The organism is Bradyrhizobium sp. S69 (genome assembly GCF_009766005.1).
In the GTDB taxonomy this organism is placed as follows: Bacteria; Pseudomonadota; Alphaproteobacteria; order Rhizobiales; family Xanthobacteraceae; genus Bradyrhizobium.
In genome coordinates this window covers 227,791-240,820 of the sequence record NZ_LMUK01000042.1, presented here as the reverse complement: position 1 = coordinate 240,820, position 13,030 = coordinate 227,791, and the positions used below count along the sequence as shown (strand labels likewise).

At 63.3% G+C, this 13,030-nt stretch carries 11 protein-coding genes, 1 pseudogene and 2 riboswitches; of the genes and pseudogenes, 6 read left to right on the top strand and 6 right to left on the bottom strand.

The features are described from left to right. Nucleotides 1-508: 508 nt before the first annotated feature. The 3 genes from GSQ88_RS21255 to GSQ88_RS21245 are packed head-to-tail and all read right to left on the bottom strand — an operon-like array spanning nt 509 to nt 3,645. Nucleotides 509-2,341, bottom strand: coding sequence for a S8 family serine peptidase (locus GSQ88_RS21255; RefSeq protein ID WP_502706756.1), 1,833 nt, complete (start codon nt 2,339-2,341; stop codon nt 509-511). 45 nt (nt 2,342-2,386) lie between these two features. Beyond that, entirely contained in the window at nt 2,387-3,079 is a 693-nt protein-coding gene (locus GSQ88_RS21250) for a hypothetical protein (protein ID WP_159009711.1), read from the bottom strand. After that, nucleotides 3,076-3,645 carry a sigma-70 family RNA polymerase sigma factor gene (locus GSQ88_RS21245; protein ID WP_159009710.1) on the bottom strand — a complete coding sequence of 190 codons (570 nt, stop codon included), beginning with the start codon at nt 3,643-3,645 and terminating at the stop codon, nt 3,076-3,078. The genes GSQ88_RS21250 and GSQ88_RS21245 overlap by 4 nt, the downstream gene beginning before the upstream one ends. Nucleotides 3,646-4,099: 454 nt before the next feature. Between GSQ88_RS21245 and GSQ88_RS21240 the strand changes: the two genes are divergently transcribed. The 4 genes from GSQ88_RS21240 to GSQ88_RS21225 all read left to right on the top strand — a co-directional run bounded on the left by GSQ88_RS21240 (nt 4,100) and on the right by GSQ88_RS21225 (nt 9,366). Further along, on the top strand, nt 4,100-5,242 hold the full coding sequence (locus tag GSQ88_RS21240; protein ID WP_159009709.1) for a GGDEF domain-containing protein: 1,143 nt from the start codon (nt 4,100-4,102) through the stop codon (nt 5,240-5,242). A 72-nt stretch (nt 5,243-5,314) separates the two neighbouring features. Next, nucleotides 5,315-6,418 (top strand): DUF2336 domain-containing protein, encoded by a 1,104-nt coding sequence (locus tag GSQ88_RS21235; RefSeq protein WP_159009708.1) that lies wholly within the window; start codon nt 5,315-5,317, stop codon nt 6,416-6,418. A gap of 150 nt (nt 6,419-6,568) precedes the next feature. Further along, nucleotides 6,569-6,667: riboswitch (glycine riboswitch) on the top strand. A gap of 1 nt (nt 6,668) precedes the next feature. Further along, nucleotides 6,669-6,765, top strand: a riboswitch (glycine riboswitch). Between the two features lie 60 nt (nt 6,766-6,825). Beyond that, the gene (locus tag GSQ88_RS21230; protein WP_159009707.1) at nt 6,826-8,094 is read left to right on the top strand and encodes a D-amino acid dehydrogenase; all 1,269 of its coding nucleotides are present in this window, start codon (nt 6,826-6,828) and stop codon (nt 8,092-8,094) included. Nucleotides 8,095-8,175: 81 nt separating this feature from the next. Further along, nucleotides 8,176-9,366, top strand: coding sequence for a M20 aminoacylase family protein (locus tag GSQ88_RS21225; RefSeq protein ID WP_159009706.1), 1,191 nt, complete (start codon nt 8,176-8,178; stop codon nt 9,364-9,366). 86 nt (nt 9,367-9,452) lie between these two features. On the opposite strand, the gene GSQ88_RS21220 is transcribed toward GSQ88_RS21225, so the two are convergent. Next, nucleotides 9,453-10,091, bottom strand: a complete 639-nt coding sequence (locus GSQ88_RS21220; protein WP_159009705.1) for an NrsF family protein — start codon at nt 10,089-10,091, stop codon at nt 9,453-9,455. Further along, a complete protein-coding gene (locus GSQ88_RS21215) occupies nt 10,091-10,639 on the bottom strand; it encodes a sigma-70 family RNA polymerase sigma factor (protein ID WP_159009704.1) in 549 nt (182 codons plus the stop codon). Before GSQ88_RS21215 ends, GSQ88_RS21220 begins: the two co-directional genes overlap by 1 nt. Nucleotides 10,640-10,995: 356 nt before the next feature. Here GSQ88_RS21215 and GSQ88_RS21210 point away from each other — a divergent pair, with 356 nt between their 5' ends. Both GSQ88_RS21210 and GSQ88_RS21205 read left to right on the top strand, forming a co-directional pair. Then, complete coding sequence (locus tag GSQ88_RS21210; protein ID WP_159009703.1) at nt 10,996-11,667, top strand: hypothetical protein; 672 nt, start codon at nt 10,996-10,998, stop codon at nt 11,665-11,667. Between the two features lie 153 nt (nt 11,668-11,820). Beyond that, complete coding sequence (locus tag GSQ88_RS21205) at nt 11,821-12,600, top strand: enoyl-CoA hydratase (protein ID WP_159009702.1); 780 nt, start codon at nt 11,821-11,823, stop codon at nt 12,598-12,600. A gap of 169 nt (nt 12,601-12,769) precedes the next feature. Here the strand turns inward: GSQ88_RS21205 and GSQ88_RS21200 are convergent. Beyond that, a pseudogene (locus GSQ88_RS21200) lies at nt 12,770-13,030 on the bottom strand (acetyl-CoA hydrolase/transferase C-terminal domain-containing protein); the annotation flags it as partial.

Below are 13,030 nucleotides of genomic sequence, written 5' to 3'. Positions count from 1 at the left end.
AAAACGGACGCGGACGCAACGGCACTAATTATTGGGACTATTCACGCCAACGATTCGCACCCACGAATCACCCGCGAATCATTTGGGCGTGACGGGGATATTCTGTGGAAAACTTTTCCATTGTCCAGCAAGCAAGTCTATTACGCGCCGCTTGCCGTCAAAAATCCGGAAAAATACCGGTTATCCTGCTTATTCACAGTCAAGCGCCGCGCCGGCATGGCCGAGCTGCGAACCTCGCCGAGGCCAAAGCAAGCCCACGCCCACGACCGGCACAACGAATCATCCGTGCAAAAATAGCGAAACGTCCCGCAGAAACGAAAGACCCGTCCGGGGGGACAACCGGACGGGTCAAGCCATATGGGCGCTGGGGTGGATGGGCGCTCGCGCCGAATATAGCCTCGTTGGGGAGGGATTTCCGCTCCCACAATGATAAGTCGCGGGGCCCTGCGAAACGTTCAAAGCGCCGGTGGCTTTTTTGACTTTCGGGCGGGATTTTTGGACCGCAAAATTACTGCGCGGCGCGATGATCCGCGGCACCGGCGGCCGGCTTGTCCGACGCCATATTCTCGGATGCCAGATCCTTGGAAGCAACGGCGGCGGCCGGCGCGGTCAACGCTCGGGTCGTCGCGGGAACGTCCTGTTGATCCAGCGCTTTTTGCTGATCCGGGTTTTGCTGCGGCTGCGACATTGTGCCGAGCGCCGGGGGTGCCGAAGCCGCCGCGACCGGCACGGCCGGTGTGGTAATTGCAGCCATCACCGTCGCATAGGCGTCGGCCTCGCCCGCACCGAACAAATCGTCGCGGCCGGGCGTGCCGAGATCGCGGGCGGTCTTCATCAGGATCGCGCGGATATCGCCCGGCTTCAGCGCGGGGTTGCGCTCCAGCGCCAGCGCCGCGATGCCGCTGACATAGGCGGCGGAGAACGAAGTGCCTGATGTCATCTGGTATTTGTCGTCCGGCGCCGGCAGGAAGATATCGACGCCGGGCGCCGCGACCGCGACGTAGCCGCCGCGGTTCGATGCCGAAAACAGCCGGTCCTGGTCGTCGGTAGCGCTGACCGCGATCACGTTTTCGTTGGCGGCCGGATACAGCGGCGGCGATTTCGCGCCGGCATTGCCGGCGGCCGCCACCATCACAATACCCTTGGCGGCAACCGCGGCGATGCCGCGCTCGATCAACGCATCCTTCGGGCCGGCAAAGCTCATATTGATGATCTGCGCGCCGTGCGATGCCGCGTAATCGAGGCCCTTGAGAATGACGAAGGAGCTGCTCTCCGCGCCGCTCTGCGCCACGCCGAAGGCGCGGATTGCGAGGATCTTCGCCGCCGGCGCACTGCCCATCAGCCGCGCATGGGCCACGATCGCACCCGCGATGCCGGTGCCATGGACGTGCGGACCTTCCTTGCTGCCAAGCGCGTCGAACGAGGCCGCGATGGCGCCGGCGAGTTCGGGATGCCTGACGTCGATGCCGGAATCGATCACGGCGACGATGACGTTGGCGCCGTGGGCCAGCGTATGCGCCTCGGGCAATCGAAGCTTTGCCAGCGCATATTGCGCGGGATCGCCCTCGGTCACAGCCTTCTGTTCTTGCTTCTGTTGTTGCAGCACATACCGGAAATTCGGCTGCGCTGAGCGGACGCCGGCCTCGGTCGCAAGTTCACTGCGCGCGGTCTCGACCGGACGGCGGTCGGTGACGCGGAACAGGCCGATGGTGCCGCCGATCAATGGAAAATTCTGCGATTCCAGCCGCACCAGGCCGTGACGCCGCGCCAGCTCGTCGGCCTGCGCGTCCGACAGCGCGCCGTCGATCTCGGCGACGATTTCGGATGCGATGATGCGCCGGTCGAGCGCCGCCTGTGCGATGGCGCGGCGCGGGCCGCGGACGTTGTTCTTGACCGCGGCATTACCACCGCCATCGCCGACGGCGCTTTGCTGATAGCCGCAGGCGGCATCGCCGCCGAGGTCGTCGCAGAGCGGATAAAGATTGGGCGACGTGTGCAGATAGGGCAATGTCGAGCGCACCCCGATATGCGGCACCGACCTGATGCTCGAAATCCTTGTTGTCGAAACCCTTGGACCGACATTGGACGTCGAGATGGTGGGCCCGGATCTGCCGATATTCGTCGCCGCCGCCCGGCCGACGCCGGCGGGATTAACGCGGCCGCCGATATTCGGATTGATCCGCGAGATCCGAGGTCCGATGTTCAAGTTCGGCGAGCGCATGATGCTTTGCGCATGAACCGCCGCGCCGCCTGCCCCCGCCAGCATCGCGGCGACGCCGGCCGTCAATGCCAGCGCGGCGCCGAACGCCCTGATCCGCCATTTGAAACGATGGTGCGCCATTAGACCTTGGGGTTGCCTCGACAAAAGGCGCCGGCTCGCGCAGCGTTACGGCGCTGCGACCGCGAGATTGACGATCTTCTCGCTCTTCAGCCGGTTCATCAACGCTGCAATTTCATCCTTCGACATCGCCCGGGCGCCGAACTGCAGCCGGAACATGCCGCCGCGGGCCTCGATGATCGCGGCCTGATAGCTGTCGAGCAGCGCGGTGATGTCGGCGACGCGGGCGTCCGGCGCGAACCGTACCAGCACGCGCGGCGCCTCCGGCCCCAATGACCGGGTGATCGGCTCGTCCATGCTGAGCGATGCCGTCTGGAACGACGCCGGTTGCTGGTTCTTCACCAGCACCGCGCCGATCACGCCGGCTTGCAGCAACAGCGCCAGCGCCCCCAAACTGGCCGACCAGGCCAGCGTCCGCGGCGACAGGCTAGCGAAAAAACCTGAAATCCGCGCGGAGATATTGCGCGACATCGACGGCGTGCGCTCAGGCTCGGCGTCGATCGCCGCGAACAACTTCGCCATCGCGCGCGCCGACGGCGCACCGAGGCTTTCGTTGAGGCCGATGGTTTCGGTGTATTCTTCGCGGATCACGGCGTATTGCTTCGCCAGTGCGGGATCGCGCGCCAGCGCTTCCTCGACCCGCTTGGCATCGCGCGCGTTCAGCGTGCCGGCGGCGAGCCATGGCAGCAGCACTTCGATTTCACTGGGCTCTTGCTCCAGTATTTTCTTCATTGCCATCATGGCCAGCCTCGCTCCACGCCGGCTGCCTTGAGCAGCTCGGCAAGTTTCTTGCGCGCATAAAACAAACGCGTCTTCACGGTATTCTCCGGAATTCCGACGATTTCAGCCACCTCTTCCACGGATTTCTCGTGGTAGTAGACGAGATCGACAATCTCCCGGTGTTCTGGCGAAAGTGCGCCAAGGCACTTGCGCAACGCTTGACTGGTATCCTTCTTCTGCGCCGTCACTTCAGGATCGTCGGAGCCATCCTCGATCGCGTTGGCGGCCTCGTCGTCCAGTTCAACGTCCTTGCGGCGGCGGAGCGCGGAGAGAGCCTTGAACCGCGTAATCGCCAACAGCCAGGTAGAAACGGCGGATCGGCCTTCGAACTTGCCGGCCTGGCGCCAAACATCAAGGAAGACCTCGCTGATGAGATCTTCGGCAACCTGTTCGTCCCGTACAAGTCGAATTCCGAAGCGGAAAACCCGGACATGGTGCCTTCCGTAAAGCACCTGCATGGCGAGGCGGTCGCCTTGAGCGATCCGTGCGATCAGGACTTCATCCGAAGCCGCCTGTGTCGCGCTCAATGGCCGTCTCGCAAGGTTGGTCGGGCTGGGCTGTCGGGTGGTTCGATGGAAAAGGCAAGATTCTTCAGATTATCGCGACAGCGGACCTGCATCTGTGAGGTACCGCACAAAAGGCCCAAAAAAAGCTGCCGCCGAACGCCAACAGCCAGCCGGAGTCGGAAACTTGGTATCATAATACAGCAACGCTTTCTTCAATCCGACACAACGGGCCGACCTTACCAAGGCACCTTATCAAGGCTTGGCGCGTAACACAGCCTCTGCAAACGGCCATCCACCCCAAACCGCCGATGGCGGCGTCCAACGGTCCGCACCAGAATACCCCGATCCGGTAATATTCCATTGTGAAACAAGGGAAATTACGAGGCCGCGCGGCTCGCATTTCGACCCCAAAAGATACCAAACCTAAAGGCTTTACCACTTAGATTTTTTGCCAGTTCCATCAATGGCAAGGTCCATGGGCACCGCTGCGTCCGCGTTCCCCAATCCAATCGCGGCTGAACTGGAGGGCGTAAGTCTCCGGTCGGCGAAGCTGTTGCGCCGGGCCCGGCAGCGCCGGCACACTTTGGCGATCCAAGTCGTCAGCTACGTGCTCGGCGCAGCCGCCCTGCTGGTCTATGCCTTTGCCGGCACCATCTCCCTGTTCATCCCGACCACCTTCTTTTTGTGCGGCACCACCGTGATCGGGGTGTTCGCGGTGCTTTCGGAAACGAATGTCAACGACCGTTTCGAGGATCATTTCCTCACGGTGTTCCAGGTCGGCGCCCATGTCGTGATCCAGCTCGCCTTTCTGATCGCCGCGCCTCAGATCGGCTACGCGTTTCTCAACGTGCTGTTTATCATCTTCGCCGTCGCCTCGCTGCGAATGACCTCTTTTCAGGCGCTGGTGGCCTGGACGCTGACCGCCGCGGGCGTCGCACCGATCTTCCTCTTGACCCGCATTCCGCTCGGCATGCCGGTCGCAACGCCGACCGAACGCTTTGCCGCGCTGCTCTGCTTCGTCCTGACGATCGGACAATGCGCCTTCGTCGGGCTTTACGGCGAGTCGTTGCGCAAGAAGCTGTATCGCAGCGGCGTCAAGCTCAAGGAAGCCTACCGGCGCATCGAGGAGCTTGCCGAACTCGACGAACTGACCGGTTCATATAACCGCCGCTGCATCATGCGGATGCTGGGCGAAGAGATTACCCGCGCCCGCCGCATCGAAACGCGCTGCTCGATCGCGCTGATCGATCTCGACTGGTTCAAGCGCATCAACGATGCCCATGGCCACCCGACCGGCGACGAAGTGCTGCGCACGTTCGCCATCACCATGTTCGCAAACATCCGCACCATCGACAGGTTCGGCCGCTATGGCGGCGAGGAATTCCTGCTGGTGCTGCCCGATACGCCCGCCGACGGTGCCGCACAGATTCTCGAGCGGCTGCGCGAGATCGTCGCCGATCTCGACTGGAGCGCATTTTCGCCCGGCATGCGCGTGACGATTTCCGCTGGCGTCACCACGCTGCAACCAAGCGAGACGCCGGATACATTTCTCGCGCGCGCCGACCGCGCGCTTTACTCAGCCAAGGCACGGGGACGCAACCAGATCGCTTGTGCCTGATCGAATTATTTCCGTTCCGGGGACGGAGAAACCGTCGCCGGTGTTTATTTCCGAATACTCCAGGACAGAGTCATGAGTTCGAAAACCGCTGTATCTCCCGAAAATCTGCTCGACGAATTGCAAGCTACGCTGGCGCACGGCACCGTCGCCCGCCGCGTCGAAACGCTGCGCCGGGTGACCGACCTCTTCATCAATGGGGCGGTGGATTATTCCGACCAACAGGTCGAGCTGTTCGACGACGTGTTCCAGTGCCTGATCCAGCATATCGAGACCTCGGCCAAGGCCCTGCTCTCCCAGCGCCTCGCGCCGATCGACAGCGCGCCACCGCAGACCATCCGGGCGCTGGCGTTCGACGATCTGATCGAAGTCGCCGCCCCCGTGCTGTCGCTGTCGGAGCGGCTCGACGATGAGGCCCTGATCGAGACCGCGCGCACCAAGAGCCAGGCGCATTTGATGGCGATTTCGACGCGTAGGGTGCTGAGCGGCGCGGTGACCGACATATTGGTGATGCGCGGCGACGACGACGTGGTCCAGAGCACCGTCAACAATCCCGGCGCGGAGTTTTCCGAGCGCGGCTTCACCCGGCTGGTCAACCGCGCCGAAGGCGACGAGGATCTTGCGACCTGCGTCGGCCTGCGTCCGAACATTCCAAGGCATCTCTATCTCAAATTGCTGGCCAAGGCATCGGCGACGGTGCGGGCGCGACTCGAGACCGCCAATCCGCAGCAGGCCAAGGAGGTGCCGACCGCCGTGCGCGAAGCCACGCGGCGCGCCCGCTCGGCGGCCTCCGCCCTCACCAGGGACACCGCCATCGCCCATGCGCTGGTCAAGTCGCTCTACGAGGACGGCCGGCTCGATGAGCACCAGGTCGAGGCGTTCGCCGAGGCCGGCAAATTCGATGAAGCCAACGCCGCGATCGCAGCGCTCGCCAACGTGTCGGTGTCGATCGCGGAGAACATGATGATCGAAACCCGCTCCGAGGGCGTCATGATCCTGGCGAAAGTCGCGGGCATGTCGTGGTCGGTCGTCAAATCGATCATCAACATGCGTGACGATCTGTCCGGCGGCGAACCGACCGATCTCGGCGCCTGCAAGGACACCTACGAGCGGCTGCGGCCCTCGACCGCGCAACAGGTGCTGCGCTTCCACCGCATGCAACAGACCTCGGTGGCGTAGGCCGCAGGGCAGACGGACCCGCCGAACGTTTTAAGCGGCGAGCTTCTCAGGCTGATGCGGCTGCATAGAGTTCAGCCCTCACTTGCCTTATTTTTTAGCGCCGCACCGCTTGTCAATAAAACTGTCACGGCGTAACGTGATCGCGTCAGTTAAGGTAATGCGGGAGAGATCGAGATGCCCTCGGGCATCGCGGCGCCGACGGAGCAACCGCCCCGGAAACTCTCAGGCATCAAGAACCGTGTTACCTGGACAATCTGGAGAGAGGCGCTTGAGATAGAGCGCCCACCGAAGGGGAAATTCGGTCGCTTCGGCGATCGGATGAAACTCTCAGGTACCGAGACAGATGGGGCTGTGGAACCGAACGTCGTTCGGTTCTTTCGCAGCTCTATCCAAGGGACCTGACTATCATGAAACATATCGCTGTTATCGGCGCCGGCATCACCGGCGTAACGACTGCCTATGCGCTGCTCGACCGTGGTTATGCGGTGACGGTTTTCGACCAGCATCGCTATGCCGGCATGGAGACTTCGTTTGCCAATGGCGGCCAGCTTTCGGCCAGTAACGCCGAGGTCTGGAATAAGCTTTCCACCGTGCTTCAAGGCCTGAAGTGGATGGTACGGCGTGACGCGCCGCTGCTGATGAATCCCACGCCGAGCTGGCACAAATATTCGTGGATGGCGGAGTTCATCGCCAACATCGCCAACTACGAAAACAACACGATAGAGACCGTCAAACTCGCGATCGAGGCACGCAAGCACATGTTTGCGATGGCCGAACGCGAAAACATTCAATTCGATCTCGAGAAGCGCGGCATCCTGCATTTCTATCGCGACCAGGCCGGCTTCGATAAGGCAATGAAGGTCAATGGCCTCCTCAACAAAGGCGGCCTCGACAGGCGACCGGTTACACCAGAGGAAATTCGCCAGATCGAGCCGACGCTGAAGGGCAGCTACCATGGCGGCTTCTTCACGCCGTCCGACTCGACCGGTGACATCCATAAATTCACGCGTGGCCTCGCCGATGCCTGCCGGCGACGTGGCGCCAAATTCTATTACGATGCCGTGGTCGAAGAGATCAGGGCGTCGGGCGCCGGTTATGAAATCCGCTGGCTTCCCGTCACGCGCGACGATGGCGGCGCCGATGTCGGGAAATGGGAGCCGGTTGGCGTCGATGCGGTGGTCATTTGTGCGGGAACGGCCAGCCGTCGTTTTGCCACGTCATTCGGCGATCGGCTCAATATCTATCCGGTCAAGGGCTATTCCATCACGGTTCAGCTTCACACGCCCGAAAGCCAGGACGCGGCGCCGACGGTGAGCATCCTCGACGACGCCACCAAGATCGTGACCAGCCGGCTTGGACGTGATCGCTTTCGTGTGGCGGGGACGGCGGAATTCAACGGCTTCAACCTCGACATCCGCCACGACCGGATCAAGCCATTGATCGACTGGACCCGCGAGCAATTTCCGAACGTGGCCACCGACCGCGTGGTTGCCTGGAGCGGATTGCGTCCGATGATGCCCGGCATGCTGCCGAAGGTCGGTCCGAGCAAGCGTCCCGGCATTTTCTATAACACCGGTCACGGCCACCTCGGCTGGACCTTGTCGGCTGCGACCGCCCAGTTGGCGGCCGACGCCGTGCAAACGGCCTTTCCGACCGAAATCCGACGGGCTGCTTGACACGCTCCGACGCTGACGGCGAGCCGGCGAAAGCCGCTCGCCGGTCAGTCAGCAAATGCAAAAAACCGAAAGGAGATTGTCATGACTGACCAGATTCTTAAGACCGTTCATACGATCGAGCCCGAACTGATCGCCATCCGGCACGACCTGCATGCGCATCCTGAAACCGGCTTCGAAGAACATCGCACCTCGGCGATCGTCGCCGCAAAGCTGCGCGGCTGGGGGCTCGACGTAACTGACAGCGTCGGACGCACCGGTGTGGTGGCGACGCTGAAAGGCAAGCGGCCCGGCAACCGTTCGATCGGCCTGCGCGCCGACATGGACGCGCTCAATATCGCGGAAACGACCGGACTGCCCTACGCATCCACCGTATCGGGCAAGATGCATGCGTGCGGACACGATGGTCACACCGCGATGCTGCTGGGCGCGGCCTATACGCTGGCGCAACACCGGGATTTCGCGGGCACCGTCCACTTCATCTTCCAACCCGCCGAGGAGGGCCTCGGCGGCGGGCTGGCGATGCTCGGGGACGGTCTGCTCGAGCGCTTCCCGGCCGAAAGGCTTTACGGGATGCACAACTGGCCGGGCATGCAGGTCGGACGGTTTGGCACCGCGACCGGTCCGTTCATGGCGGCCGGTGATACCTGGACCGTGACCTTGCGCGGCAGTGGCGGCCATGGCGGCGCCGCAGCCCATCTCGCGACCGACGTGACCGTGGCGCAGGCCCAGTTCGTGATGGCGGCGCAGACGATCGTCAGCCGCAATGTGCCCGCACTTCAGCCGGCGGTGATCAGCGTCGGCTATCTTGGCGGCGGCGCCTGGGGTTCGCCGAACGTCATTCCGTCGGAGGTCGTCATTCGCGGCACCGCCCGTTGCTTCGACGAAAAGGTACGCGGGCTGCTGGAGCGGCGCCTGGGCGAAGTGGCAACCACCATTGCCGCGGTCCATGGCTGCACGGCCGAACTGCACTACGAACGCATCTTTGCGCCCCTGGTCAACGATGCCGACTGCACAGCGACCGCGATCGCCGTCGCCAATTCGATTGTCGGGGCCGAGAGCGTCGATACCTCGGTATCGCCGGTAACCGGCTCGGAAGACTTCGCCTTCATGCTGCAGCAGCGGCCCGGTAACTACATATTCCTCGGCAACGGCGTCGCGGCGGACGGTTCTTTCGCACCGGTTCATACCCCGAAATATGACTTCAATGATAAAGCGCTGCCGCTCGGCGTGCGCTACTTCGTGGCCCTCGCACAGCGAGAACTGGCGGCGTAACCGCTCGCGATAACTGCCGTGCCTTCGACAATTGCCATTGTCGGAGGCGTAGCATTCCTGGCTGGTAGCTGATCGCAGGCGTTGCCTTAGAAGCGCAGCACCTTTGATCCCACCAACGCGCCGATCGCGGCGACCAGTGCGGTGGCGATGCTGTACCAGGTCATGACGAACAACGGCGAATCGTCGGTGCAGTGCGACGCGTAGAGCGTCGCCGCCAACCCCGCCGACAACATTCCGGCAACCGCACCGGCGACCGCCGGGCGCGTCGGTGCGCCATGACGCAAGCCATAGAGCGCGCCCGCCAGCAGCGGCAGCGATATCAGCGGAATGGCGGTCATGCAGGCCCGGGAATTGTTGCCGACCAGTCGCGTCATCATCGGCAGCCGTTGCGGCATCATCATCTCGCCGCCGATCCCGGCCGCGAGAATTCCGGCGGGCACCAACAGCAGCAGCGCCCAGCCGCGCAGCAAGGCTTCCGGCCGCGACAAATGCAGGCTCAGCACGACGGCCGAAATCGCCAGCGCCAGGGTCACGGCGAATTTCAGGTCGAAGAACGGATTATGCATCGCGGTCATCACGTCAGGGCGCACCCCCAATGTCGCGACGAACATCAGCACCGAAACCGGGGCTGCTGCGACCAACGCCAGCGCCAGCACGAAACCGACCGGCCGCGCCGGTTCGGTGTTATCGGCGGCAAGCGTTCGAATGAGTTGGTCGGTTTCCATTATGATTGCTCCCGCAATTTGGCGGTGAGGCTTGTCAGCCCCCGATGCAGCGCGACACGGACCGCGCCCTCACTCATCGCGAATTTCGCCGCGGTGTCCTTGATCGAGGCGCTATCGACGGCAATCGACTGCAGAACCTCGCGTTGCCGGGCCGGCAGCGACCGCAACTGGGCTGCGACCTCGCTTGCCGGCGCGGTTTCGGCGGCGGGCTCGCCCGGAATGGTCTCGGCAAAATCGTCGATGTTGACGAAGATCCTGCGGCCACGGCGGCGCAGCGCATCGATCAGCTTGTTGCGGGCGATCGCAAACAGCCATGGGGCGAACGGCGCGTTCGCGTCCCAGGTATGCCGTTTCAGATGCACTGCCAACAAAATGTCCTGCACGATATCCTCGGATTGATCGACCGGTTGCCCGGCCCGCGCCAGACCGCGGCGCGCCGCCGCCCTCAACACCGGCGTGACGGCCTTGAGCAGACGATGATACGCAGCATTGTCACCTGAAATGGCCAGCCGCATCAGGCCGGTCCATTCGTCCTCACGTTCGCGCACTTGCGCTCCCACACTGCAATTCGGTCGATCTTTCAATTTGTTACGTCCGCGCGCGTCTATCACGAATTCGTGATATCAGTTTTGCGGGCTCTCCTGAGATCGCAGGCTCGCCGCCTGGAATCGCGACAACGAATTCCGCGACCGGAGGCTCATAACACCGATCGGTCCGGCTGGCATCCGCCACCGCATGCGCGAGGATTTTGCCGGCAAGGCAGGCTTGCCGAATCTCCAGGGCGGGAAACGTCGTTGCCCCGTTTTCGCCGGACTCGCCCGAAGATTCCCTTTTTTTGCCCCGGTGCGGACATGCCGCAGGGTCTCATTTCGCCACGGGGCCGGCAAACGGGGAGATTGCCAACATGACCATCAAAGCGAGCGGACGCTCGGCGTTGATACTCGCAGCAGGGCTCTGGATCGGTTTCGGGATCGGTTTCGGGAGGCCGGCGCTGGCCGCGACGGCCGATACCGGCGCAAATGCCGCCGCTACGCCCGACAATTCCGCCAAGCATGGTTCGCACCACAAGAAGGAGGCGCACAGCAAATCCGACAAGGCGGCGGACAAATCCGCCCCGGACACCAAAGCTGCCGGCGCCGCAGCCAGCGATGGCGGTGACAGTGCGCCAGCGGTCCCGTCAGCCCAAATGCCGCCGACGATCGCCAATGCCAACGCGCAACTGACGCCGACCGATTCGCCGGCCGACAGCGCCAGGGCGATGTCCGAGCGCGTCACCAACATCCTGCAGGGCATACCTGACGATACCGCGGGCGCAGCGCCCGCAGCCGGAACCCCTGTCGTCGCGGCCGACCAGCTCAACGACGTCGACCGCGCCTTGCACGAAACGACACCGCCCGCGACGCCGGTGGCACTGGCCTCGGCCGACGCGCCGGTGCCCGCAAGCCCCCCCGCCGCGGTCGCGGCCAACACCAGCGACAACTCGACCTGGGACGAGACCTCGCTGATCGGGAAGATCTTCATCGGCTTCGGCGCGCTGCTGACGATGGCCTCCGCCGCGCGGATGTTCATGGCCTGATCGCTGTTTGCGGAGTGGGTGCGACCGCACTCACTTGCGCAATATCCGGCTCAATGCCTGCACGTTCGGCGAACCCGCTTTGATGCATCCCACTTGAAGCCGATCCCGGCAGCGGGCACATTGCCCCCGCGCACATCAACAGCGGGATCCACCATGGGCACGTTCGAACACATCCTTGTCGAAAGCAAAGGCGCGGTCGGCATCATCACGCTGAACCGTCCGAAAATGCTCAACGCGCTGTCGTTCGGCGTGTTCAGGGAAATCGCGGCCGCGGTCGACGATCTCGAGGCCGACGACAACATCGGCTGCATCCTGCTGACCGGCAGCGAAAAGGCCTTCGCCGCCGGCGCCGACATCAAGGAAATGCAGCCCAAGACCTTCATCGACATGTTCTCCAGCGATTTCACCGCGATCGGCGGCGACCGTGTCGCCCGATGCCGCAAGCCGACCATCGCCGCGGTCAGCGGCTACGCGCTCGGCGGCGGCTGCGAATTGGCGATGATGTGCGACATCATCATCGCCGCGGACACCGCCAAATTCGGCCAGCCGGAAATCACGCTCGGCACCATTCCGGGCATCGGCGGCACCCAGCGGCTGACCCGCGCGATCGGCAAATCCAAGGCGATGGATCTGTGCCTGACCGGCCGGATGATGGATGCCGCCGAAGCGGAGCGTTCAGGTCTGGTCAGCCGCGTGGTGGCCGCAGACAAATTGATGGAAGAGGCCTTGGCCGCGGCGGAGAAGATCGCCGGCATGTCGCATCCGGCCGCCGCGATGGCCAAGGAAGCCATCAACCGCGCCTTCGAGACCCCGCTGTCGGAAGGCATGAACGTCGAGCGCAATCTGTTTCACTCGACCTTCGCGCTGGAAGACCGCTCCGAGGGCATGGCCGCGTTCATCGAGAAGCGCAAGCCGGTGAACAAGAACAGGTAGGTGGGAGCGTCTCCACCTCGTCCAGACGAACAAACTATCGTCGTCCCGGCGAACGCCGGGACCCATACGCCGTGTCGCTTCGTTTCAAGAAAACCGTTGGACAATTCGCTGACGAACATAAACGCCAGGGGTTATGGGTCCCGGCCTTCGCCGGGACGACGAAAAGAAATTATCTCACCCGGCTCCGCGCCAACGCCGCGCTGACCAAGGCGCGATAGCCGCGTTCCGCCCACGTCGCTGACTTGTCGAGGCCTAGCCTTGCCAAACATTCCGCGTCGGCCGCATCGGGCGAGCTGACAAAACCCTGCCACAACAATCCGGCCAGCCGACGCGGCGCGCGTTGGGCGTCTTGCAGGATTTGCAGGGCCGGAATCAGCCGTATCTCGACATCGGTAAAATCGCTGCCGAACGGGAATGACGGCAGCAGATC